General features: G+C 68.9%; 20 protein-coding genes. 14 read left to right on the forward strand and 6 right to left on the reverse strand.

Annotated features, from left to right (window positions below):
- Positions 1–15: 15 nt before the first annotated feature.
- From QM568_RS08695 to QM568_RS08705, 3 genes are all read right to left on the reverse strand, one after another.
- A complete protein-coding gene (locus tag QM568_RS08695; RefSeq protein ID WP_415137857.1) occupies positions 16–315 on the reverse strand; it encodes a chorismate mutase in 300 nt (99 codons plus the stop codon).
- 63 nt (positions 316–378) lie between these two features.
- Entirely contained in the window at positions 379–1,509 is a 1,131-nt protein-coding gene (locus QM568_RS08700; protein ID WP_415137859.1) for a lactonase family protein, read from the reverse strand.
- Between the two features lie 3 nt (positions 1,510–1,512).
- Positions 1,513–2,799 (reverse strand): adenylosuccinate synthase, encoded by a 1,287-nt coding sequence (locus QM568_RS08705; RefSeq protein ID WP_415137862.1) that lies wholly within the window; start codon positions 2,797–2,799, stop codon positions 1,513–1,515.
- 241 nt (positions 2,800–3,040) lie between these two features.
- Between QM568_RS08705 and QM568_RS08710 the strand changes: the two genes are divergently transcribed.
- From QM568_RS08710 to QM568_RS08720, 3 genes are all read left to right on the forward strand, one after another.
- On the forward strand, positions 3,041–3,301 hold the full coding sequence (locus tag QM568_RS08710) for a type II toxin-antitoxin system Phd/YefM family antitoxin (protein ID WP_415137864.1): 261 nt from the start codon (positions 3,041–3,043) through the stop codon (positions 3,299–3,301).
- Positions 3,302–3,309: 8 nt separating this feature from the next.
- Complete coding sequence (locus QM568_RS08715; RefSeq protein WP_415137866.1) at positions 3,310–3,684, forward strand: PIN domain-containing protein; 375 nt, start codon at positions 3,310–3,312, stop codon at positions 3,682–3,684.
- A gap of 295 nt (positions 3,685–3,979) precedes the next feature.
- Positions 3,980–5,236, forward strand: coding sequence for an ATP-binding protein (locus QM568_RS08720; protein ID WP_415137868.1), 1,257 nt, complete (start codon positions 3,980–3,982; stop codon positions 5,234–5,236).
- A gap of 132 nt (positions 5,237–5,368) precedes the next feature.
- Here QM568_RS08720 and QM568_RS08725 read toward each other — a convergent pair whose 3' ends face one another.
- Positions 5,369–6,043, reverse strand: a complete 675-nt coding sequence (locus QM568_RS08725) for a GntR family transcriptional regulator (protein WP_415137870.1) — start codon at positions 6,041–6,043, stop codon at positions 5,369–5,371.
- A 161-nt stretch (positions 6,044–6,204) separates the two neighbouring features.
- On the opposite strand from QM568_RS08725, the gene QM568_RS08730 reads away from it, so the two are divergent.
- The 7 genes from QM568_RS08730 to QM568_RS08760 are packed head-to-tail and all read left to right on the forward strand — an operon-like array spanning position 6,205 to position 12,573.
- Complete coding sequence (locus QM568_RS08730) at positions 6,205–7,302, forward strand: AAA family ATPase (RefSeq protein WP_415137872.1); 1,098 nt, start codon at positions 6,205–6,207, stop codon at positions 7,300–7,302.
- Positions 7,303–7,332: 30 nt separating this feature from the next.
- Positions 7,333–8,220 (forward strand): DUF58 domain-containing protein, encoded by an 888-nt coding sequence (locus QM568_RS08735; protein ID WP_415137874.1) that lies wholly within the window; start codon positions 7,333–7,335, stop codon positions 8,218–8,220.
- Positions 8,207–8,701: a hypothetical protein gene (locus tag QM568_RS08740; RefSeq protein ID WP_415137876.1), complete on the forward strand. Its 495-nt coding sequence runs from the start codon at positions 8,207–8,209 to the stop codon at positions 8,699–8,701. Before QM568_RS08735 ends, QM568_RS08740 begins: the two co-directional genes overlap by 14 nt.
- Positions 8,692–9,678, forward strand: a complete 987-nt coding sequence (locus tag QM568_RS08745; protein ID WP_415137878.1) for a vWA domain-containing protein — start codon at positions 8,692–8,694, stop codon at positions 9,676–9,678. Before QM568_RS08740 ends, QM568_RS08745 begins: the two co-directional genes overlap by 10 nt.
- Complete coding sequence (locus QM568_RS08750) at positions 9,675–10,715, forward strand: VWA domain-containing protein (protein ID WP_415137880.1); 1,041 nt, start codon at positions 9,675–9,677, stop codon at positions 10,713–10,715. The genes QM568_RS08745 and QM568_RS08750 overlap by 4 nt, the downstream gene beginning before the upstream one ends.
- The gene (locus QM568_RS08755) at positions 10,712–11,467 is read left to right on the forward strand and encodes a hypothetical protein (protein ID WP_415137882.1); all 756 of its coding nucleotides are present in this window, start codon (positions 10,712–10,714) and stop codon (positions 11,465–11,467) included. Before QM568_RS08750 ends, QM568_RS08755 begins: the two co-directional genes overlap by 4 nt.
- Positions 11,467–12,573 (forward strand): hypothetical protein, encoded by a 1,107-nt coding sequence (locus QM568_RS08760; RefSeq protein WP_415137884.1) that lies wholly within the window; start codon positions 11,467–11,469, stop codon positions 12,571–12,573. The genes QM568_RS08755 and QM568_RS08760 overlap by 1 nt, the downstream gene beginning before the upstream one ends.
- 365 nt (positions 12,574–12,938) lie before the next feature.
- Here QM568_RS08760 and QM568_RS08765 read toward each other — a convergent pair whose 3' ends face one another.
- Positions 12,939–17,240: a CshA/CshB family fibrillar adhesin-related protein gene (locus tag QM568_RS08765; protein ID WP_415137886.1), complete on the reverse strand. Its 4,302-nt coding sequence runs from the start codon at positions 17,238–17,240 to the stop codon at positions 12,939–12,941.
- Positions 17,241–17,523: 283 nt separating this feature from the next.
- On the opposite strand from QM568_RS08765, the gene argG reads away from it, so the two are divergent.
- Positions 17,524–18,957: an argininosuccinate synthase gene (argG, locus tag QM568_RS08770; protein ID WP_415137888.1), complete on the forward strand. Its 1,434-nt coding sequence runs from the start codon at positions 17,524–17,526 to the stop codon at positions 18,955–18,957.
- A 191-nt stretch (positions 18,958–19,148) separates the two neighbouring features.
- Here the strand turns inward: argG and QM568_RS08775 are convergent, their stop codons facing one another.
- Positions 19,149–20,588 carry an MFS transporter gene (locus QM568_RS08775; RefSeq protein ID WP_415137890.1) on the reverse strand — a complete coding sequence of 480 codons (1,440 nt, stop codon included), beginning with the start codon at positions 20,586–20,588 and terminating at the stop codon, positions 19,149–19,151.
- 217 nt (positions 20,589–20,805) lie between these two features.
- On the opposite strand from QM568_RS08775, the gene QM568_RS08780 reads away from it, so the two are divergent.
- The 3 genes from QM568_RS08780 to QM568_RS08790 are packed head-to-tail and all read left to right on the forward strand — an operon-like array spanning position 20,806 to position 24,373.
- Positions 20,806–21,417, forward strand: coding sequence for a TetR/AcrR family transcriptional regulator (locus QM568_RS08780; RefSeq protein WP_415137892.1), 612 nt, complete (start codon positions 20,806–20,808; stop codon positions 21,415–21,417).
- Positions 21,414–22,538, forward strand: a complete 1,125-nt coding sequence (locus QM568_RS08785) for a hypothetical protein (protein ID WP_415137894.1) — start codon at positions 21,414–21,416, stop codon at positions 22,536–22,538. Before QM568_RS08780 ends, QM568_RS08785 begins: the two co-directional genes overlap by 4 nt.
- A complete protein-coding gene (locus QM568_RS08790) occupies positions 22,535–24,373 on the forward strand; it encodes a YhgE/Pip family protein (RefSeq protein WP_415137896.1) in 1,839 nt (612 codons plus the stop codon). The genes QM568_RS08785 and QM568_RS08790 overlap by 4 nt, the downstream gene beginning before the upstream one ends.
- Positions 24,374–24,434 lie beyond the last annotated feature (61 nt).

Consider the following 24,434-nt stretch of genomic DNA (forward strand, 5'->3'; position numbering starts at 1 on the left):
CCGCCCTGAGGGCTCTCAACGCCCCTCGGCCGCCTCGGTGTGATGCCGGATCACCTCGGCCACCACGAAGTTGAACCACTTCTCGGCGAACTCGGGGTCGAGATGCGCCGCCTCGGCCAGCGACCGCAGTCGGGCGACCTGCTGCTCTTCACGACCAGGATCGGATGCCGGCATGGCATGCTCGGCTTTGAGATGACCCACCTGCTGCGTCGCCCGGAATCGCTCGGCGAGCATGAAGATCAGCGCGGCATCGATGTTGTCGATGCTCGCGCGCAGTCGGAGCAGTTCGGCTTGCGGATCCACGGCGTCGGTCATGGTCATACTCTACGGTCCCTTGTACGACCGCTCTCGTGAGCGCTCGAGCGACGAGCAGCCGGTTCAGCGAACGGGAAGGAAATGCGTCGGCGTGGGCACCGGCGCCTGATGACGGATGCCGAGGGCGACACCGGTGCGCTCGTCGAGGTCCAGCAGGGCGATCGTGTCGGAGCGCTGTCCGGCGACGAGCAGCTTGCCCTCGTGCACGAGGTGGTGGCGCGGCCAGTCCACGCCGGATTCGGCGAGCGCGACCGGCTCCAGGCTCTCGCCGGTGCCGCGCACGCGGAGGGTCGCGATGGTGTTGCTGCCCCGCAGCGCCGTGTAGAGGAACTGCCCGTCGCGGGAGCGGGCGAGCTCGGCCGGGAAGTCGGCGCCGACCTCGGCGATGGGGCTCGAAAGCACCGATGAGACCACCGCCCAGGTGCCGTCGGGACCGGGCGCGAGGGTGAACACCTCGCACGAGTACTCGGTGACGACGTGCAGGTGCCCGCTCGGATGCATCACCATGTGCCGGGGCCCAGTGCCCTGGGGCAGCGCGATCTCGTGGTCGCGTACGAGGCCGCCGGATGCCGAGGCGCGCCAGATCCGCACGAGATCGAACCCGAGGTCGGTCGTGGCGAGGCGTCCGTCGGGCAGGAACACCGCGGAGTGCGCATGCGAGACGCGGTCGTCGCCGTCCGCCGCGTACGGATCCGTCGCCGGGGCCCCGTCTCCCGCGCCTCGACCGGCATCCGTCCCCGCCGTTCCGGACGCCGAGGAACCGTCGTCGTCGGCGAACAACGCCGCGCGCAGCGCCGCCGCGGCATCCGCCTTCGCCGGGACCAGGCGTCCTTCGCCATCGATGCCGATGCGCACGACCCGGCCGTCGCCGTAGCAGCTGGCGATGAGGAAGCCGCCGCGCGGCGAGACCGCGAGGTGGCAGACCGCGTCGCCGACCGCGACCGGGGCGCCCAGGGGCACCAGCGCGTGCTCGCCGGTGCGGGCGAAGGCCTGCACGGCGGCATCCGCCTCCAGCGCCGCGTAGACGACATCGAGGGTCGGATGCTGCGCCAGCCACGACGGCGAAGCCGTCTCGGTCACCGCGCCCCGGTACGACAGGGCGGTCGGCGCCCCCTCGTCACCGGCGAGGAGGCCGATCCCGGTGGCGGTGCCATCCATGGCGGGTCCGTATCCGCCCAGCCAGAACGTCGTCATGCGTCAGTCGAGCAGATCGTGACGGACGATGACCTGGTCGCGCTCCGGCCCCACGCCGATCACCGAGATGCGCGTGTTGCTCATGCTCTCGAGCGCGAGTACGTAATCCTGAGCGGCCTGCGGCAGCTCCTCGAAGGTGCGGGCCTTCGAGATGTCCTCGCTCCAGCCGGGGTAGTACTCGAGGATCGGCGTCGCGTGGTGGAAGTCGGTCTGGTTGACCGGCACCTCGGCGAAGCGCCGGCCGTCGACATCGTAGGCGACGCAGACCGGAATCTGCTCGAGCCCGGTGAGGATGTCGAGCTTGGTGAGCACGAGGTCGGTGATGCCGTTGATGCGCGTCGCATAGCGGGTGATGGGGGCGTCGTACCAGCCGACGCGACGGGGCCGGCCGGTGGTCGTGCCGAACTCGAAACCCTGCTTGCGCAGCCATTCGCCCTGTTCGTCGAACAGCTCGGTGGGGAAGGGGCCGGAGCCGACGCGGGTCGTGTAGGCCTTGACGATGCCGACGATGCGGTCGAGCGATCCGGGGCCGACGCCGGAGCCGGATGCCGCGCCCGCGGCCGTCGCGGTCGATGAGGTCACGAACGGGTAGGTGCCGTGATCGATGTCGAGCATGGTCGCCTGGCCGCCCTCGAAGACGACGACCTCGCCGCGGCGGAGGGCTTCAGCGATGAGGTGCCCGGTGTCGGCGACCATCGGTCGCAGCCGCTCGGCGTAGGAGAGGAGCTCGTCGACGATCTCGTCGATGGTGACGGCGCGGCGGTTGAAGACCTTGACGAGCAGGTGGTTCTTCTGGTCGAGGGCGCCTTCGACCTTCTGACGAAGGATGTTCTCGTCGAAGAGATCCTGCACGCGGATGCCGACGCGGTTGATCTTGTCGGCGTAGGCCGGGCCGATGCCGCGGCCGGTGGTGCCGATGTTGCGCTTGCCGAGGAAGCGCTCGGTGACTTTGTCGAGCGTGCGGTGGTACTGGGTGATGATGTGCGCGCTGGCGCTCACCTTCAGCCGCGAGATGTCGATGCCGCGCGCGCTGAGCGCTTCGAGCTCGTGGAACAGCACCTCGAGGTCGATGACCACGCCGTTGCCGATGACCGGGGTGACGCCTGGGGAGAGGATGCCGGAGGGAAGCAGGTGCAGGGCGTACTTCTCGTCGCCGACGACGACGGTGTGCCCGGCGTTGTTGCCGCCGTTGAACTTCACGACCCAGTCGGTGCGCTCGCCGAGCAGGTCGGTCGCCTTGCCCTTGCCCTCATCGCCCCACTGGACGCCGACGATCACGATTCCTGGCATGGGTCTCCCCCTTGCTTTCGCCGGGCTTGCACCGGCCGATGAGCTGGCCCTGAACGGGCGGGGACAAGTCTATCGGAGGGGTCGGGCGGGGCCGATGGGGGCGATCAAGTGGCGCATGGCAGCGTTGCGGCAATCCAGCCGGTCGTCAAGGACGGTAGGACGTCGCCCCGTTGACGAGACCGAGCTCTGGGTAGAGAATTGCGTGAGTAGATAATTGTCTACGCAGAAGGGAGGCCTGCCGATGAGCGGAAGCATCACCGTCGGCGAGTTGCGGCAGAATCCGACCCGCATGCTCCGCGAGGTCAAGGCCGGCGCGCGGTATACGATCACCGACCATGGTGAGCCGATCGCGGAAGTCGCAGCGATCACGCAGAAGCGATGGGTTCCCGCCGAGCAGGTGAACGAGCTCTTGAGCGAGTTGGGTGCAGACGACTCCTGGGCGCACGACATTCAGGCAGCGCGAACCGCGGAGGACGCAGGCGATCCGTGGCAGGGCGCCTGATGAGGGCTGTGCTCGATACAAACCTCCTTGTGGCCGAGGCGCTCACCCACCGAGGCTACGACGTCGCGGTCGCCTCACTTTCCTGGGCCGAGCTCGGCTACGGTGTGCGAAAGAGCCGTACCGCTGTTGAGCGCGCGCGTCGCGAGTCGCGGGTGCTTCGCCTCCGTGAGATGTTCGGGGCAGGACTGCCCTTCGACGACGCCGCTGCGGCAGCGTATGAAACGATCTGCGGGCTCGTGCTCGCGAACGGACGTGACGTGCGCGGGCGCGTGGTCGATCTCATGATCGCCGCTACTGCCGCGGCGAACGGAGCAACGGTCATCACACGGAACACCGGCGACTTCGTCGGGCTCGAGGGGTTCGTCGACGTCATCGGCGCGTGAGGCTGCGGAGCCACTGCCCCTGCAGCGACCTCTGGCCCGCCCCCTCCGCCCGGCTCCCGGCATCCGCGGTGGTCAGAAACGCATGCCCACCGCCCGTCCGAGAGGCATTTTCGACCACCGCGCGGCGCGAAAGAGGCGCGAGAGTCAGGCGGCGACGGCGATGACGACGTCGTAGAGTCCGCGGAACGCCCTCTCGGCAGCATCCTCTCAGCTTTCAACTTTTTCCTCTCTCAGATTTCCACTTTTTCCTCTCTGAAATGTCCACTTTTTCCTCTCTGATATCTAGGATCGGCGCATGGCCGCCTACCTTCCCCGCGTCGTGGACACGCAGATCGCCGAGGCGCTGGCCCACCCAGGAGCCATCGTCCTCGAAGGGGCGAGAGCCTGCGGAAAGTCGGCGACCGGACGTCAGCACGCGGCGAGCAGCATCCAGCTCGACCTCGATCCGACAGCCGTCCGTCTTGCCGAGCTCGACCCGGCCCGGCTGCTCGTCGGAGCCCGACCTCGGTTCATCGACGAGTGGCAGCTCGCGCCGTCCGTCTGGAATCAGGTGCGCGCAGCAGTCGACCGCGATGAAGACGGCCGCTTCCTCCTCGCCGGATCCGCTCTGCCTGCCGACGACGCGACGCGCCACTCGGGCGCCGGGCGGATGCTGCGCCTGAGGATGCGCCCGATGGCGCTGGGTGAATCCGGCCATTCCTCTGCCGAGATCAGCCTCGCGGCCGTCGTCCGTGCTCCGACCGACTCCGTCTCCGGCGCCTCTCCGATCACGATCCCCGAACTCGCGGAACTCACCGCCCGAGGGGGATGGCCAGGACTCCAGAGCCTCTCCCCGAGGCTCGCCTCCGAACGCCTGCGGTCCCATCTCGACGACACGGCGAGGATCGACCTCCCCCGCCTCGAGGGGGAGAGCCGACGTGATCCGCAACGTGTGCTGCGCGTCATCCGGGCGCTTGCGCGCAACGTCGGCACCGAGGCATCGGTCGCCTCCCTCGCGCGCGACTCCTCTGCGGGGGGCGAGCAACCGACCGACGCCACCGTGCAGAACTACCTGGATGCGCTGACCCGGGTCTTCGTCATCGAGGATCAGCCGTCCTGGGGACCGCACCTGCGCTCAAGGGACAAAGTACGCAAAGCCCCGAAGCGGCACTTCACCGATCCCTCTCTCGCCGTCGCTGCGGTCGGCGCCGATCCGGACCACCTCCTCGACGACCTTGACTTCTTCGGGCAGGCCTTCGAATCCCTGGTGATCCGCGACCTGCGCACCTATGCCGCCCCCCTGGGCGGAGTCGTTCAGCACTATCGCGACAGCGCGGGCCGCGAGGTCGACGCGATCGTCGAGCTGCCAGGAGGCGACTGGATCGGTGTGGAGATCAAACTCGCCGCATCTCGCGAAGATGAAGCGGCCGCCTCGCTCCAGCGCTTCACCGCGAACATCGACACCTCACGCACCCCTCCGCCGCGTGCCCTGCTGATCGTCACCGGAGGGCAGTACGGGTACACCCGTGCAGACGGCATCCATGTGGTGCCGATCGGGGCCCTGGCGGCATAGCCCCGCGGCCCGTGCCCGGCATCCGCGGTGGTCAAGAACGCATCCCCCTCGCCGAAACGGGAGGCGCTTTTGACCACGGCACGGCGAGCACGGCGAGCGCGGCGCAAGAGAGGCGCAAGAGAGGCGCGAGCGTCAGGCGGCGACGGCGAGGCCGACGTCGTAGAGTCCGCGGAACGCCTTCTCGGCAGCATCCGCATCGCCGAGCATCATGGCGTCGCGCGTCGCGCGCAGCAGGTCGCTGCGGTTCGACATCGCGGAACCGTCGGACTGCGCGTGCTTCAGATTGCGCGCCACGAGCAGGCTCGTCTCGTGCATCATGGCCCTGAAGATCGGGTTGCGGGTGCGGGCGACGAGGTACTCCACGAACGCGAGCGACTCGACGACGAGCCCCTCCTGATCATCACCATCGGATGCTGCGATGAGCCGGTCGAGCAGCGAGACCGCCTCGACGAGCTGGGCAGCATCCATCCGGCGCATCGCCAGGTGCAGCGCGACGCCCGCCTGCATACCCATGTGCTCGAGCGTGCTGAGCACCTGGTCGTCGGTGATGTCGGTGACCCGGGTGTAACGGCTGGGAGCGACCTCGACGAGGCCCACCCAGGTGAGTCGCTGCAACGCCTCACGCACCGGCGTGCGCGAGATGCCGAGGGCTGCGGCGAGTTCCTTGTCGTTGACCCGCTCGCCGGGTTCGAGGGTGCCGTCGACGATGGCGTGGCCGACGATGTCGAAGATCTGGCTCGACAGCGCGGCACCGTCGGCGCTGACAGGGCTCAATCGTTCATCGAGCGAGATGTCGGAATCAGTCATGGTCGATACCGCTTTCATTCCTGGGTGCGTCCCGGTCCCCTCGTGACGCGGGCAAGATCCTACGCCCCGAACCTTCAGGATTCCCTGTCAGGATCATGCGGATAACCTGGTGCGGGGGATCATCGGATGCTGTCCCCCCTGCGTCGAGGAGGAGACACCAGATGAACGAGCCGCACACGCCCGGCGCCCCCGCGGGATCGACGCCGCCTCCCCCGCCCCCGGCCCCGCCGGCAGCCGCAGGGACCCGGGCCCCGTCTACAGGCGCAGGGGCCCAAGCCCCGTCGGCCGACGAGCTCGCCCGCGCCGGCCGGGTGCTGAACACCATCGCCGAGGCGTACTCGGCGAAGATGGTCGGCCAGGACCGCCTGCGCATGAGCCTGCTCATCTCGCTGATCGCCGGCGGCCACATCCTGCTCGAGAGCGTGCCGGGGCTCGCGAAGACCACGGCCGCCAGCACGCTGTCCGACACGGTCAGGGCCTCCTTCAAGCGCATCCAGTGCACCCCCGATCTGCTCCCGAGCGATATCACCGGCAACCAGATCTACGACGCGGCGACCGGATCGTTCCGCACGGTGCTCGGCCCGGTGCACGCGAACTTCGTGCTGCTCGACGAGATCAACCGCTCCAGCGCCAAGACGCAGAGCGCCATGCTCGAGGCGATGCAGGAGCACCAGACCACGATCGGCGGCGAGATCCACCACCTGCCCAAGCCCTTCCTCGTGATCGCGACGCAGAACCCCATCGAGCAGGAGGGCACCTACGAGCTGCCAGAGGCGCAGATGGACCGGTTCCTCCTCAAGGAGATCGTCGAGTACCCGAGCCCTGCCGAGGAGTTCGAGATCCTCGGACGCATCGACTCCGGCGTGCTCGACCCCGACCGTCACATCGAGAGCGCGGTCACCCTCGACGACGTGCGGATGCTGCAGGAGATCGCGAGCCGCATCTACGTCGACCCTGCGATCCGCAACTACATCGTCTCGATCGCCTACGTCACCCGCAACCCCGCGCCGTACATCGGCGAGGAGCGCGCCCGCTACATCAAGTACGGTGCGAGCCCCCGCGCGAGCATCGCCTTCCTGCAAGCGTCGCGCGCGCTCGCGCTCCTGAACGGACGCACCCACGTGCTCCCGGAGGACATCCGGTCGCTGCGGCACCTCGTGCTGCGTCACCGCGTGCTGCTCACCTTCGAAGCGGATGCCGAGGGCATCCGCAGCGAGGAGATCATCGACCAGATCTTCGCCGCGGTGCCGACCCCCTGACCCTCACGACGAGCCCGGACCCACGCCTCTATGCCCAGCCTGATCACGCAGGTGAAGAGCAAGCTCTTCATCCACTCGTCGCGGAAGTCGCTGCACGCGCTCGACGGCGCCTACGCGTCGCTGCTGCACGGGCGAAGCCTCGACTTCGAAGACCTGCGCAAGTACGAGTACGGCGATCAGGTGCGCGACATCGACTGGCGGGCGACCGCCAGGCAGGGCACCCCGCTGGTCAAGCGCCACCGCGCGCAGCGCATGCACACGATCCTCTTCGCCGTGGACACGGGGCGGTCGATGTCGGCGCTCGCCCACGATGAGCGGTCGAAGAAGGAGCTCGCGATCCTCGCCGCCGGCGCGCTCGGATTCCTGAGCCTGCGCCACGGCGACGACTTCACCACCGTGTACGGCGACGCCGCCGGCATCCGCCGTCTCGCCCCCGGCCGCAGCGAGGGGGCCCTCGAGCACGCCCTGCGCACGATCGACCGCGCGATCGACACCAGCCGCGCGCCGAGCGATCGCGACGCCCTGCTGTCGTACCTCACCCGCAACATCTCCCGCCGCATGATCGTCGTGATCGTCACCGACGAGGCGCCGATCACCGACGAGACGGAACGGATGCTGCGCCGGCTGCGCGTGCAGCACGACGTGCTGTGGCTCACCGTGCGCGACGCCGACGTGGTGCTCGAGCATGCGGCGAGCGCAACCCGCACCGACGTCGACACCCTGTGGGACGTGCCGGACTTCGTGCAGGGCGACCCCGAGATCGTGCGCGAGCTCACGGCGCAGACCCGGGCCGAGGCCGCGCAGCTCGCCGAGATCCTCCGGCGCCTGGAGATCAGCCACGCGGTGCTCGACGGTCAGGACGATGCCGTCTCGCAGCTGCTGCAGCTGCTGAACCGGAGGTCGCATGACCGGCTCTGACGAACTGTACCCCCCGTTCCAGTACTCGGGGTGGTGGATGCTGCTCGCCTTCGGCATCCTGATCGTGCTCGTGCTCGCGGCGTGGCTCCTGATCTTCTTCACGCGTCCCCGTCACGCCGTCAGCGAGATCGACCAGACAGCGCCCTGGCCGCAGGTGCTGACGATGGACGTGCTCTCGCAGCTGCGTGTCGAGTACCTCGAGCGCATCCAACAGATCGAGGACGACTACCGCGCACGACGCCTCTCGGCCCGCAACGCGAACCTCGAGTACAGCCGCGTCGTGCGCACCTTCGTCAACGAGTACAGCGGCCTCGAGGCGCCGGTGCTCGCCCTCGGCGACCTCGTCGAGCGCGGCGTGCACCCGGCCCTCATCGACGCGATGGGCAGGCACTTCTACCCGGGCATCTTCCGTCCAGGCCCCTCGATCGATCCGATCGCCGGCGCCGAGGCTGCGCGGACGGTGGTGCGCACATGGCACTAGCGAACGGATGGCTGATCCTCGCCGCCGTCGGACTGCTCGTCGCCGCGGTGGTCGTCGGGCTCCTCCTGGGGCTGCGCGGTGGCACGCGCGCAGCGCCGGGCGAACGCGCCCGCATCGCCCGCGCGGAGAGGCTGCGCGCGCTGCCGACGTTCCGCTCGGCGCTGCGCCGCCGCGCGCTCGGGCTCACCGGCATCCTCGCTCTCGGCGCCGTCGCCGTCCTCGCCACCGGCGTCGTCGCCGCCCGTCCGATGTCGTCGCAGACGATCCAGCCCGTCAACACCAGCCGCGACATCATGCTGTGCCTCGATGTGTCCGGTTCGATGAGCGAGGTCGACGTCGAAGTGCTCAGCGTGTTCGAGGACCTGCTCGAAGGCTTCAAGGGCGAGCGCATCGGGCTCACCATCTTCAACAGCTCGCCGGTGCAGATCTTCCCCCTCACCGACGACTACGAGTTCATCCGCGAGCACCTGGAGCAGATCCGCGAGAGCTTCGACTACATCGAAGAGGTCCCAGAGCACTGGGTGGGCACGCTCAACGGAGACGGGGCCTCGCTCATCGGCGACGGCCTCGCGGCGTGCGCCATGGCCTTCGACCACCCCGACGACGACCGGAGCCGCTCGGTGATCCTCGCCACCGACAACGAGGTCAACGGCGCCTCGATCGTCACGGTCGCCGAGGCCGCCGCCTACGCCGAGGCGAACGGGGTGCGCGTGTTCGCGATCAACCCGGTGCAGGGCATCGACACCGAGATCAGCGCCGAGCTCACCGACGCCGCCGTCAGCACTGGGGGCCAGTCCTACGCGCTGCGCGACACGACGACCGTCGGCGACATCGTCACCGAGGTGCAGAAGCAGGACGCCACCGAGCTCAAGGGGCAGGCGCAGGTCGTGTGGACCGACAGCCCGAACCTGTGGATCGTCGTGATGATGGCCGCGGTCCTCGGCTTCGTCGTGCTGTCCTGGAGGGTGAAGCTGTGATCTTCCAGCCCGTGCTCAACGTCTTCCTGCTCCTGCTGCTGTTCGCGCCGGTGGCGGCGGTGGCCGTGATCGCGATGGTGCGCCGCCGGGTGGGCGATCCTCCGGTGCTGACCTGGGTCCTGCGCCTGGTGATGATCGTCGCCTGCTTCGCCATGCTGCTGCGCCCTGGAGTTCCCGGGGGCACGACGCAGAGCCTCGCGACCGACACCGACATCGTGCTCGTCGTCGACACCACCGCGAGCATCGTCGCCGAGGACTGGGACGGCGCGAAGCCCCGCCTCGACGGCGTCCGAGACGACGTGCAGGCGATCGTCGACGAGTACCCCGGCGCGCGGTTCGCCCTCATCGTCTTCGCCGCATCGGCGGAGCTGCGGATGCCGTTGACCACCGACACCACGGCGCTGATCTCGTCGCTCGAGGTGCTGCGCCCCGAGGTGACCAGCCGGTCTCGCGGCAGCTCGGTCGGCATCGCCGCACGGATGCTCGACGACACACTCACGAACGCCGCGAAGGCGTCGTCGGAGCGCTCGCGCATGGTCTTCTACTTCGGTGACGGCGAGCAGACCGACGGCGGCACGCCCGAATCGTTCGCATCGAGCGCGGCCTTCACCGACGGCGGCGCCGTGTTCGGCTACGGCACCGCCGAGGGCGGGCCGATGAAGCTCACCACCGGGGGCGTCGACCCTTCGTCAGGTTCGGGGGAGTACATCCAGTACCAGGGACAGAACGCGCTCTCGACGATCGACGAGGCGAACCTGCAGACGATCGCCGAGCAGCTGGGAGTGCCGTACCAGCATCGAGAAGCGGATGCCGCGCCGGAGCTGCCGGCGGCTCCGACGACGACCACGACGCTGAGCGAGTCGGGCGAGGTCGGCAACGTCATCGAGCTGTACTGGGTGTTCGCGCTGCTCGTCGCGGTGCTGCTCGCGGTGGAACTCGCCCGCGCGACGATGCTCGTCGCACGACTGCGGGCGCTGAAGGCGCCGGTGCCTGAGCCCTCCCCGGTTCCTGAGCGGCACGAAGGAGGCGAATCGTGACCGAGACGCAGGCTGCGGCATCCGCTCTTCTCGCGGCGAACCGCCGACGGCGCAGCATCCGCCGATGGATCGCCATCGGCACGCTGCCGCTGACGCTGTTCGCGCTGTTCTTCGTCGGCAAGATCGTGAGCATGTACGCGCTCGCGCACCAGTCGATCAGCGCCTACGTCGTCGACGACTACGCCGGCTCCGAGACCGCCGCCCGCGGGCTCGAGTTCGCGAACTGGTTCGAGGCGTTCAAGGCGCCGTTCGACATCGGCACCGCCCTCGCCGGCGCCGAGGAGCTGCCGGCCGCACGCGCGAAGCTCGAGGAGTCGCTCGCGCTCGCGACCGGGCTCGAGCAGTGCACCGTGCGCATCAACCTCGCCCTCGTCATCGAGCGCCAGGGGGATGCCGCCCGCGAGGACGGCGACGGCGAGGCCGCGGCGGTTTTCTACTCCGAGGCCCTCACGGTGTCGGCCGAGACGCCGGAGGAGTGCAGCAGCGACGAGGCGCAGGAGCAGTCCTCCGACCCCGATCGCGACATGCAGCAGACGAAGGAGGACACCGAGGACCGCCTCAAGCAGAAGCAGCAGGAACAGGAGCAGCAGCAGCCCCAGCAGCCCGAGGAGGAGCAGCAGCAGCACGATCCCACCCCCTCCGAGGACAAGCTCGACGAGCTGAAGGAGAAGCTCGAGCAGGGCCAGGAGGAGCGCGACCAGCAGGGCCAGGGCGACGAGCCCGGCGGCTCCGGAACGGACAAGCCATGGTGATGGATCACGAGAAGCAGCGTCAGCGCTACCTCGCCGGCGCCGAGGGCGCGCCTCCCGTGCCCCCGCCCGGCGGCTACCGGGGGGCGAAGCGGCAGCAGGGCCCGGTGTTCGCGCCGGGCGGGCCACTGCCCCTGGCCGCAGCCCCCGCTCCGGTCGAGAAGAAGCCGTCGTCGGTCTTCGCGCGCATCGCGCTCATCGTGGCGATCGTGTTCGCCTCGGTCCTGCTCATCGTCATGCTCGCCGGCGGCGCCGACCTCCTCTACGGCCTCACGCTGTTCGCCCTGCAGCTCCTCGTCGCCGGACTCGTCGTCGCAGCGCTGTGCACCGCACGAGGACGGATGCTGGGCGCTATCGCCCTGGTCATCACGCTGCTGTTCAACGTGGCCACCGTCGGCGCGCTCGGCGCGCTGGTCACCTCGGCGCGCGGATCGTATGACGGGGTGAAGAGCGACGAGCAGAAGCATGAGGAGGCTTATCCGGGTATCAAGGACGAGAACCCGCAGAACGCCCTCGACCAGCAGTCCGTGGAGGAGATCAGGGCGGCATCCGATGCGCTCTTCGCCGACATCCGTGCCCGGTTGACCGCCGAGTTCGGCTACGAGTGGGTGCCCGTCGGCGATGAGACGCTGCGTCCGGAGCGCAACGGCTACGGAGGCGAGTCGATGCTCGTCGAGTACGCCTCGGCGGGCTGGGCGACGACCGAGCCGATCCAGGACTACGACCGCAAGGTCGCCGTGATGGACCTCATCGGAGACATCGTCAACGAGCACGGCATGTACGGTCTGTACGCCTTCAACGACCCCTTGCAGTCGGGCATCGACCCGACGATCATCGCGAAGATGTACGGCAGCGACGACGTGCGCACCCAGCACACCTGGGAGGCGTACTCCGACAACTACCCCGAGCCGATGCGGTTCTACGCCGACATCTACGACCTGTCGAACGACGACGACGGCAGCTTCACCCGCACCCGCGAGGCGCAGTCCGCGCGCACCGGCGAACCGGTCGAGGGTCTGCAGTTCGTCGTGATCGCGAGTGCCGTGCTCAGCGAGGCCGACCGCGAGGAGTTCGAGAAGAGGCTCGAGGAGTACCCGGGGTTCTACTGAGTGGCGGGGCCGCCTCTCCACGGTTCCTGAGCGCCCTTCGTCTCGTCGCTTCGCTCCTCGCTCAGGAACCGCGAAGCGAGACGAAGGACTCCCCGCCCGCCGACGCCCCCGCTGGGCTGCGACGCCCCTGTTCAGCGACGTAAATCAGCAGGGGCGTCGCGGCCCAGCTGGGGCGTCGGCGTAGGTGGGGGTGGCTCGGAGGGCGGATGCCCCTGACGACATTCGCGAACTTCGCCTCGCCGACCAGCGCTGAGTTCCTCCTCGACACCAGCGCCGCGCATCGAGTCTCCCGAGAAGGCCCATGGCGGGGCTCCAGGGAAGATACCCCGGGAGCCCCGCCATCCGATTGCCTCAGCCGATCTCGATCACTCGGTCTCGACCAGCCGACGGCGCCTTGACCACAGCAGCGCGAAGCCGATGCCGAACAGCAGCACACCCAGCGCGACCGGACCGTAAGGCACCTCCGCACCCGTGGTCGGGAGTGCCACCGGCGGGACCAGCGGGTGCCTTGTGCACAGCGGCGAATCCGGCACGCAGATCGGCTCCTCGCCGGTCCTCGCCACCACGTTGTTGAGCTCGTGGTCGCCCTGACGGTCGTAGGCCTTGACCACCACGGCATACGTCACCGCAACGGCCATGCCGCTCGCGATCTCGCCCTCGATGACCAGGGTGTCGCCGACGATCTGCGCGGTGAGCCCTTCGCCCGCCGTCACGGAACCTTCGACGAGCGTCGCGTCGTCGAGCACATCGACCAGGTGGTCCGTGTACGAGATCGCCACGGGCGCGGCACCCGGAGCGGTCGAGTGGTTCACGAACGCGAGGGTGTAGGTGACCTTCTCGCCCTGGTTGACCTTCGTGCCCGACACCGGGTCGGAGGACTTCGTCACGGACACGACCGATACCGGGTTCGTGGTGCAGTCCGCACGCTCCGGGTCGGCGGGAACACAGTTCTCAGCGGGCTCACCACCGGTCGGGACCAGGAAGTTCGCCAACAGGTCATCACCCCGCTCACCATCGGCGTTCACCGTCACCTGGTAGGTGACCGTCGCCGTCGCGCCCGGCTCGAGCGACCCGGTGATGCGGAAACGCCCATCAGCGATCGCCGAGACGGTCAGACCATCCGCCGACGCAGGGTCGGAGGTCACAGCCGCGTCATCGAGCACCCGGGTCAGCACATCCTCACGATCCACCGACACCGCACCGGCACCCGTGTTCTCGAAGTGCAGCGTGTAGGTCAGCACCTGACCCGCCCGCACCGTGCTACCGGATGCCGGGTCGACGCTCTTCCACGCCTCCAGCTCACCGATCGGATGCTCCGTGCACGACACCTCAGGGTCACCGCACTCCGGGTCGACCGTGCCCGTCGGGAACACGACGTTGTCGAGGACGTTGTCGCCACGCTCACCGTCTTCGCCAACCGTCACCGCGTAGGTCACCGTGACCGTCTGACCACCCTGCAACGTACCCGTGACCCGAAGCTCACCATCCGTGCCATCGCTCGCCGACAGCGCAGCATCGCTCGCCGCCGGCGCCGTGGTGATCGCCGCGTCGTCGAGAACACCCGACAGGTCATCGGTGTAATCAACAGCACCCGCGCCCACACCCGTGTTCGCGAACGTCAACGTGTACGACACAACCTGACCAGCACTCACCACCGTCCCCGACACCGGGTCGGAGGACTTCGTCACCGCGATGTTCGACAGCGGGGTGACGGTGCACTGCGTGTCTCCTGCGGGGCAGGAGGTCGGAGGCGTTGCCCCCGGGGGGACGAGGAAGTTCTGCGCCACGTTGTCACCGCGCTCCGACTCCGGCTTCACGACCACCTGGTAGGTGATCGTCGCCGTGGCGCCCGTCGCGATCTCGCCACCGATCGTGAAGCGCTCATCGACGATGTCGGTCACCGTCACCGAGCTCACATCGGACGAGGGCTGGGTGCTGACATCGGCATCGTCGAGCACGCCGGTCAGCACGTCTTCACGAGAGACGGATGCGGTGGCGCCACCGACATTGCGCACCGTGATCTGGTAGGTCAGCACGGTTCCGGCCACGATCGGGTCGGACGACGCCGACACAGACTTCTCGTAGGTCACACCCCCGATCGGCGTCGTGGTGCAGTCCGGGCGGTCATCGTCGGCCGGGTCGCAGAGGTTGGACGGCGGCGGCGGGTCGTTCGGTCCGAGCAGGAAGTTCGACGCGATGCTGTCGCCGCGCTCTCCATCCGCTTTGACCGTCACCGTGAAGGTGACCGTGCCGGTCGTCCCCGGGGCGACACTGCCGGTGACGGCGATGCGGTTGCCGTTCACGGTCGCCGCGAGCCCGGTGGACGCGACGGGCCCGGAGGCGATCACCGCGTCATCGAGCACGTGCGTGAGGTCGTCGACCGCGTCGATGGTCGCTGCCGCCTGACCGTTGTTCTTGAAGTACAGCGTGTAGGTGAGGGTGCTGCCGGCAACGGCGGGCGTGTCGGATGACGTCACCTGCTTCCACTGCTCGAGCTCGGCCCCTGGAATGCGCACGGTGTCGCACTGCAGGCCGCCAGGGGCGACTTCGGATGCCGGAACGCACGCGCGGTTGAAGAGCTCATTGGTGCCCCCGGCGTTGTAGGTCACCCGGTAGGTCACGGTGGCCGTCGCACCAGCGGCGAGCGGGCCCGACCAGCTGATCGTGCTGCCAGAGAGCGTCGCGGTTCCGGCGGATGCCGTGATGCTGCCTGCAACCACGGAGCCATCGTCGATCACGTCGCTGAGGTCATCGGTGAAGGTCGCGAGCCGCGCTGCGGTGTAGTCGCCGGGGCCGGGGTTGGTCACCTGGATCGTGTACTGCACCTCACCGCCGGCTGCCGGCAGCGCGGTGGTGTCGGCGCCCTTCCTGATGGTGAGCTTCGGCAGGAGCAACTCGGTCTCGGCGCAGGGCTCGCCCGTCACCGCGTCGACCGGCCCCCAGGCGACGTCGTTCACCGTCGGGTCGCACGTCGGCGTCACTCGACTGTCGGGAGTGGACGGCACCCACGCGACATTGTGCACCGTGCCGTTTCCGCCCGCCTTGAGCGTGACGGAGTAGGTGAGCGTGACCGTGTCGCCCGCGGCGAGCGCACCAGTCCACGCCAGCGGGTTCGGACCGCTCAGGGTGCCTGTGCGGTTCGCGGCGGCATTCCCGTTGTACGTGGCGTCATCGAGCACATCGGTCAGGTCGTCGACGATCACGGCCGGGTAGCCGGTCGTGAAGTCGGTCTCACCGATGTTCGTGGCGGTCACGGTGTAGGTGACGGGGTCTCCGACGCGCGAAGCGGCCGTGGCATCCGATTCCTTGGTGATCTTGAGCTTGGGCAGCTCGACGTTCACGGCGTAGTCCTCGACCTCGCCCGAGAGCGACAGGCCGGTCGGAGTCGACGCCTGCGCCTGGTCCTCCGCGATACGGACTCGCAGGAACGTCTTGGTAGTGCCTCGCGAGTCCACAGCGTCCATCGGAACGGTCCAGACCAGGTCCACTTGACCGCCGGTGCACTGCACTGTGCCGCTCGCGTCATCGCTATCGAACGTTCCATTGCGATCCCAGTCGAGCCAGGCGGTCACATAGCCGGCCGAACACGACACATCATCGATGCGATAGGTCTGTCCAGGAGTGGCCTTCACGGTCGTGACCGTGATCGAGGTCTCGTCGTCGACCCTCGTGGTGTCGTCGAGCGCAGCATCGGCCGAGGCCGTATAGACGTCACCGTCGCCGTCGACGTACCCCCCGAGCCGGTGCGGAGGCGGACCAGGCACCGTGGGCGTGAAGGCCGCATCGGACACGTTCGTGTTGCCGACCGGAACTTCGCCGCCCACCGGAGTCGGCACGAAGAGGCTGCCGGCCTCGCCGTAGCTCGCCGGTGCGTCGCCGTAGTCCACCGGGAACACGACACCGAGCGCGATCGCGCTGCGCCCACGCCCGCGAAGCTCGATTGCAGCGCTTGCGGTGTTCTCCATCACGGCGACAGCGCTGGGTCCGTTCCAGGCGGTATTGCCAACAGCCGCGTCGGTGCACTCGACGCCGTCGGGCTCCAAACGCAGCGTGTTATCGCTCGACCGCTTTGCGATCGTCGACGTAGTGCAACCAGCCGACCGGTAACGCTCTGCAATGAACCAGTTCGCGTTCGGCGCTGTCGGCGTGGCCTGCACATACTCCGTGTCGTTGACGCCGTAGTAGGTGCTCGACTCAGCATCGGCGATGACGAGACCGGGCAGTGTGAGCGGGGCGCCGTCAAAGGTTGCCGAGCAGCTGAAATCGAACTTGACCGTCGAGCCGGGAGTGGCGCGATAGTAGTTCGCGAGACCTGCGACCATCTGGTTCGCGGTACCGGTTCCGCCGATGTTGTAGAGGTCGTCGAAGGCGTCACCGCGCCAAGTGCCGGACTTGTACGTCATCAGCGGGTTCTCGAGGACATCGCCTGCCGCATTGTTCCGCGTGCCCACGATGTTGCTGACCGTGCAGGTGACCGACAGGGCCTTGCCGTCGATCATTCGCGTGTTCGTCTCGGTCAGCGTTGACGCAGTGATCTGCGTGGCCGCGTCGCCCCATTCGAACCAGTCGATCGCGCCTGTGTAGGTTCCCGATCCGCCGGTGGCGAAGCGCGCCTGGGCAGTCGGAGCGGTTGCGACCGCCCCGACTGCAGTGAGCAGGGAAGCCACCAGGGCCCCCACCACCAGAGTGGAAACACGGCGCATCTTTGCGCCGCCAGCAGGACGCCGCTCGTCTTTGTTGTTCATCAAAACTGTCCCCTTTGATCCCGGATCCCCCACCCGGACACTCCCTCTGGGCACTCACCCGGACACTTTTCGTAACATACAATAAATACGGCTCATTGGAAACATTCAGACTCGATCGTTACCAATACCGCATCCGCCTCCTGGCCACGGCATCCGTCCCCGCCCCGCCGGAAACAGCCGACACCCCGCCGATAGACTGGGAAGCATGTCCAAGGTTCTCCAGTCACTGCCCGTCGGCGAGCGCGTCGGCATCGCCTTCTCCGGAGGACTCGACACCTCCGTCGCCGTCGCGTGGATGCGCGACAAGGGCGCGGTGCCCTTCACCTACACGGGAGACCTCGGGCAGTACGACGAAGACGACATCGAGTCGATCCCCGGCCGCGCGCTCGAGTACGGCGCCGAGGCCTCGCGCCTGATCGACTGCAAGACCGCGCTGGTCGAGGAGGGCTTCGTGGCCCTGAGCTGCGGGGCCTTCCACATCCGCTCCGGCGGCAAAACCTACTTCAATACCACCCCTCTCGGCCGCGCTGTCACCGGCACCATGCTCGTGCGCGCCATGAAGGAGGACGGCGTCGACATCTGGGGCGACGGCTCGACCTACAAGGGCAACGACATCGAACGGTTCTACCGCTACGGGCTGCTCGCCAACCCGCGCCTTCGCATCTACAAGCCGTGGCTCGACGCCGACTTCGTCACCGAGCTCGGCGGCCGCAAGGAGATGAGCGAATGGCTCCTCGCCCACGGCTTCCCCTATCGCGACTCCGCCGAGAAGGCGTACTCGACCGACGCGAACATCTGGGGCGCCACGCATGAGGCGAAGACCCTCGAGCACCTCGATATCTCGCTCGAGACCGTCGACCCGATCATGGGTGTGAAGTTCTGGGATCCGTCCGTCGCGATCGAGACGGAGGATGTCTCGGTGACCTTCGAGGCCGGTCGCCCCGTGGCCCTCAACGGCACCTCGTACACCGACCCGGTGGCCCTCGTGCAGGAGGCCAACGCGATCGGCGGACGCCACGGCCTTGGCATGAGCGACCAGATCGAGAACCGCATCATCGAGGCGAAGTCGCGCGGCATCTACGAGGCCCCGGCCATGGCGCTGCTGTTCATCGCCTACGAGCGTCTCGTCAACGGCATCCTGAACGAGGACACCCTCGCGACCTACCACGAGCAGGGCCGTCGCCTCGGCCGGCTCATGTACGAGGGCCGCTGGCTCGAGCCGCAGTCGCTCATGCTGCGCGAGTCCATCCAGCGCTGGGTCGGCTCCACGATCTCGGGCACCGTCACGATCCGCCTGCGCCGCGGCGATGACTGGACGATCCTCGACACCGTCTCCCCCAACCTCTCCTACAGCCCCGAGAAGCTGTCGATGGAGCGCGTGGGCGATGCGGCCTTCGGACCGGTCGACCGCATCGGACAGCTCACGATGCGCAACCTCGACATCGCCGACTCGCGCGCCCGCCTCGAGCAGTACGCGGGCCTCGGCCTGGTCGGCGGGGCGACGGGTGAGCTCGTCGGCCGCGTCACCGCCGGCGAGGCCAGCCAGATCACGGGTTCCGTCGAGGCGGTCGATGAGACGCTGGCGGATGCCGTGGACGAGGCGTCCGAGGGCGCGGCCTTCGACTCCGGCACCGACTGACGACGGATTCCCGCCCCCGGTCCCGGCCCGGCCCCCGGCCACCGGTTTCGTCCCGGCCCCCGGTTTCGGGTACACCTGCACGACCCCGACACACCTGCACGACCGATCCGGTGATCCCGTCGTGCATCCGTACCCGGGTCGTGCATCCGTACCCGCCGGGGGGCGGACGGCATCCGCCCGCCCCGGCCGGTCTACACCGCCGTCGTGGCGACGCGCTCGTCGAGCGGCTTCGTCCGGCGGATCGCGAGAGCCGCCACGAACCCGGCGACTCCCGTAAGGATCACGAACGACAGTCCCGCGATCCAGGCATCGATCGTGGGCAGGGTCGAGTCGGGCACCGTGCTGGAGGCAAGCAGAACGGCGACGATTGCGACACCGATCGAGTTGAACACCGTGCGCCCCGTCACGTAGACCAGAGCCACCGCCTCGCTCGTCTCCTGCGGCGGCACGATCTCGACGATGACCAGCGGCACGGCCACGACGACCAGCGCCGTGCCGACGCCCGACACGACGAGCGCGACGACCGAGATCAGCAGGTCGTGCACCGCGAAGAACCCGACGTAGCCGACGGCGCCCAGTCCGATACCGATCAGCAGCACGACCTTCGCCCCCAGGCGTCCCGCCACCCGGCCCGCGAACGGCGACAGGATGAACGAGACGGCACCGGAGATGAGACCGTACAGGCCCGCCTGCGTCGGCGTGAGCCCGAGGCCGACGGGCGCAGAAACCGGGCTCTGCTGCAGCAACGGGGCGAGCAGAGACGGCCCGGCCATGATGCCCATCGCAACGAAGGCGGTCGCGACGAAGGCGAACACGAGCGACGAGTTGCGGAACAGACGCAGGTTGAACATGGGGTTCTCGACGCGCAGCTCCCAGAAGATCCAGAACACCAGCAGCACGAGCCCGATCGCGAGGATCCCGATCACGAGCGGGCTGAGCCCGACCGATCGCGACGTCATGAAGCCGAACAGCAGTGCCGTGACCGCGGGCGCCAGGAGCACCGCGCCGAGGATATCGAGCCGGCCCGACGCGGCCTCCCGTGCGGTCATGATCGAACGCGGCAGCAGCGCGGCGCCGCCGATGGCGATCACCGCGAGGATCGCCGACGCGACGAACATCGAGTGCCACCCCGCGGTGTCGATCAGGACGCCGGCGAACAGCGCCCCGAGGGATCCGCCGATGACGCTGACGCCCGAGGTGAGGCTCGCCAGCAGCGAGACCCGCCGCGGTTCCGCGGCCTCACGCGCCAGGCCGATGAGCAGCGGGAAGATCCCCGCGCAGGTGCCCTGCAGGCCGCGCCCGATGAGCACGCCGACGAAGTTGCCACTGATCAGGCTGACGAGCGAGCCGAGGGTGGACAGCGCCATCAGGATGATGATGATCCGCTTGCGGCCGTAGATGTCGCCGAGGCGTCCGGCGATCGCGGCAGTTCCCGCTCCCACGAGGGTGAAGATCGTGATCAGCCAGGACGCCGCCGTGATGTCGATCTGGAAGGCGTTCATGAGCGTGGGCAGGCCCGTGGCGATCATGGTCGTCTCGAAGATCGGAGTGAGTTCCATCACGAGGAATATCGCCACCAGCAGGGCGAACGGCCGCTTCGCCATGGCGGTCTCGGTGGGTTGTGTCAACATGACTCCTCACGTCGTTGTCAGGTGATGCTGTTCATCGGCGCCAATGCATGTTCCGTTAAGAAGAACAACTGATCGCTATAACAGTACACATTGTGCGGCCTGCGCCTCCTCCCGTCAACACGCATTTGCCCGGGATGCGAGGCATGGGCGCGGCGGATGCTGTGAACTCCCCGAACTATCTTGCACAAGCATGTGCACTATAAGTACGATGGTGCACATGACCACTCGTGCACCCCGCCGCGACGCCGTCGAGAACCGCGCCGGCATCCTCTCCGCCGCCCGTTCCACCCTCGCGAACGACCCCTACGCCTCGGTCGATGTCATCGCCCGCAGCGCCGGGCTCTCCCGCCGCACGCTCTACGGCCACTTCGATGACCGCGACGCCCTGATCCGCGAGCTCATCTCCAGCGGAGCCCAGCGCTTCAACGCCATCGCCGCCTCGGTCGCCGACGACGACTGCCGCCTCGCGCTCGCCCGCCTCGCCGCGCTGCTGTGGCGCGAGGCCGCGCACGTGCAGGTGGCCGCAGCCCTCGCCCTCGACGAAGCGCACGTGGAGCACACCGCCGAAGCGCTTGCGCCGCTGCGCCGCACCGTCGCGGACCTCGCCCGCCGAGGGCAGGAAGACGGCAGTTTCCGCACCGATCTCACCGCCCCCACCCTGGCGCGGCTCATCGAGGAGATGGCGCGCACCGTGATCTCGCGCACGGATGCTGCGAGCGCCGAGGCCGCGAACGTCGCCGTGCGCGCGTTGCTGAGCATCGCGGGCCTCTCCTGGCGCGAGACCGACGAGCTCCTCGCCGCGCACCCCGAGTTCGGAGCCGAGGCGTGAGGGTCGCGCTGCACGAGGTCGACAAGGGGCGCGCCCTGCCGACCGTGAGCCTCGAGTTCCACACCGGCGCCGTGCGCTTCGCGATCGCCGAGACCGAACAGCGTCCGACCGTGCTCGGCCTCATCGCCAGCGGACGCATGCGCCCCGATTCCGGACGCGTGACGATCGACGGGAACAAGAACGATCGGATGCTGCGCCGCCGGGTCGCGCTCGTCGATGCGCCGGACGTCAGCGATCCGCACGCCGGGATCGCGCTCGCGGGCGTCGTCGGCGAAGAGCTCATGTTCGCCGGGGTGCGGGCCACCCCGCTGCACGCCAGGCGCTGGCTGTCCGGACTCGGCTACGAAGAGCTCGCGGGCGTCGCGATCGGCGACATCGCCCCCGAGGTGCGCGTGCGGATCCTCTGCGAGCTCGCGGTGCTGCGCGAGGGCGTCGAGGGCATCGTGCTGGTCTCGCCCGACCGGCACGGCGGCAGTCCCGACTCGTGGTGGCGCATCGCGGGCGAGTTCGCCGAGCGCGGATACGCGATGCTCGTCGTCGTCGGCGGGGCCGCAGCCGTCGCCCTGGAGCGGATGCACGAGCTGGGCGCCGTGAACGCCTCCGGCCCCATCGAGCCGCTCGTGCTCGACGGCGACCACACCGACGGCGACGACGACGGCGACGACACCGCAGCCGACGCTCTGGGCACCGACACGGACGCTGACACTGACACCGCCGACGACACCGGCGGCACCGCCGCCGCACCCGACGCTCTGGGCACTGACACAGCATCCGTTCGGCCCGCCTCCGAAGTGGCCGGGAACGACGAAACGAATGCCGGGAACCCGGCCACGAGCACCGGTGCCCTCGGCACCGCCACACCAGACACCGCCACCCCCGACACCCAGGGCGCCGACACCTTGAAGGCCGACACCCTGAAGGCCGACGCACTGAAGCCCGACGCCCCAGATGTCGAACGCGATCCCGAAACGATCCCCCGATCCGACGTGTCGACCCCCGAGGCGGAAGACGCCGCCGAAACGGACACCGCCCCCGAAGCGGAACCGGAGACACCGGACGACGAAAAGACGACGGACGACGAAGAGACGACAGGACCCACCGGGAACGGAGAGCTGCGATGAAGGTCCCCGCCATGATCTCGGCCGAGCTGCGCCGCCTCACCTCGAGCCGGATGAGCATCCTCGCCCTCGTCGCCCTCGTGTGCGTGCCGATCCTCTACGGCGGCCTGTACCTCTGGGCCAACCAGGATCCGTACTCGAAGTTCCCCGAGGTGCCCGTCGCGCTCGTCGTCAACGACCGCGGGGCGCAGAGCTCTTCGACCGATGCAGCCGCAGACCCGGCCACCGAGACCGTCAACTACGGCGAGGACGTCGCCGAGAACCTCATCGAGGGCAACGCCTTCGACTGGCAGCGCATGTCCGCGGAGGAGGGGGCGCAGGCGCTGCACGATGGCGACGTCGACTTCATGGTGACGATCCCCGCCGATTTCTCGGAGGCGCTCACCTCGGTCGCCTCCGATGATCCGCGCCGTGCCCGCATCGAGCTCGACACGAACGACGCGAACAACTACCTCGCCTCCTCCATGGGCACCCAGGCCGTCGAGAAGATCCGCAGCTCCGTCGCCGAGATGGTCGGCAGCGAGGCCGCGGAGCGGCTCCTCACCGGGCTCAGCGATGTGCGCGACAGCCTCATCACGGCGACCGACGGCGCGACGCAGTTGCACGACGGGGCCTCCGGCGCAGCATCCGGAAGCTCCGACCTCGCGAACGGCACCGCCCAGCTCGCCGACGGCTCGGCGCAGCTCGCCTCCGGAGCCGCCGCCCTGGCCAGCGGCGCGCAGCAGGTCAGCGACGGCAACCGCGCCCTCGCCGACGTCGCCGATCGCGCGGGGGCGGCGGCGCAGCAGGCCGCGGATGCCCTGCCCCAGGTGCGCAGCGACATCAGCGCGCTCCTCGCCGAACAGGGGCTCGCGCAGGACCAGATCGATCAGGTGCTGGCGAAGCTCGACCCGCTCGGCGCCAAGGTGCACGACGCGAACGGCCAGGTCCAGACCGCGGTCGGCAAGGTCGACCAGCTCGCCGCCGGCGCGGCATCCGTCGCCTCCGGAGCCGCCCAGCTCGCCGGCGGCGCCGAGACCCTCGCCGGCGGCGCCGCAGCCGCGAACACCGGCGCGGGTCAGCTGCGCGACGGCCTCGCCGCCCTCCGCGACGGCATCGGAACCCTCCGCGACGGCCTCTCCTCCGGGGTCGACCAGATCCCGGCGTCGACGCCCGACCTGCGCATCCTGCAGGCCGACACGATCGCCGACCCGGTGAAGGTCTCCAGCGACAAGCTCGCCTCAGCCGAGGACTACGGTGCCGGCCTCGCGCCGTTCTTCGCCGCGCTCTCCGCCTGGATCGGGATCTACGCGCTGTTCCTCATCGTCAAGCCCGTCTCGCGCCGCGCGGTGACGGCGCTGCACTCCCCGCTGCGCATCACGCTGGCCGGCTGGCTGACCCCGGCCATGCTCGGCGGGGTGCAGATGCTCGGACTCATGGGCGTGCTCGCGATCGCCCTCGGCTTCACGTTCAACCATCCGCTCGGCACGCTGGGAGTACTCGTCGTCGCCTCGGCGACGTTCGCCGCGATCATCCTCGCGCTCAACGTGTGGCTCGGCTCGGTCGGGCAGTTCCTCGGCCTCGTGCTCATGGTGCTGCAACTGGTGACCGCCGGCGGCACGTTCCCCTGGCAGACGCTGCCCGCCCCCCTCGCGGCGCTGCACCACGTCCTGCCCCTCGGGTACGTGGTCGATGCGATGCGGCAGCTCATGTACGGCGGCGATCTGGCGCGAGCCGGTTGGGATCTGGCGGTCCTCGCCCTGTGGCTCGTCGGCGCGCTGCTGCTCGCCGCGATCGGCGTCACGCGCATGACGCATCGGCGCACGCTCCACGACCTGCAGCCGAGCCTCATCGGATGAGCGGATGCCGGGGGCACGGCATCCGGCATCGAGGATATGATTCCAGGACGCGTTCTGAGAC

It is taken from the genome of Microbacterium sp. (assembly GCF_047607465.1).
GTDB lineage: Bacteria > Actinomycetota > Actinomycetes > Actinomycetales > Microbacteriaceae > Microbacterium.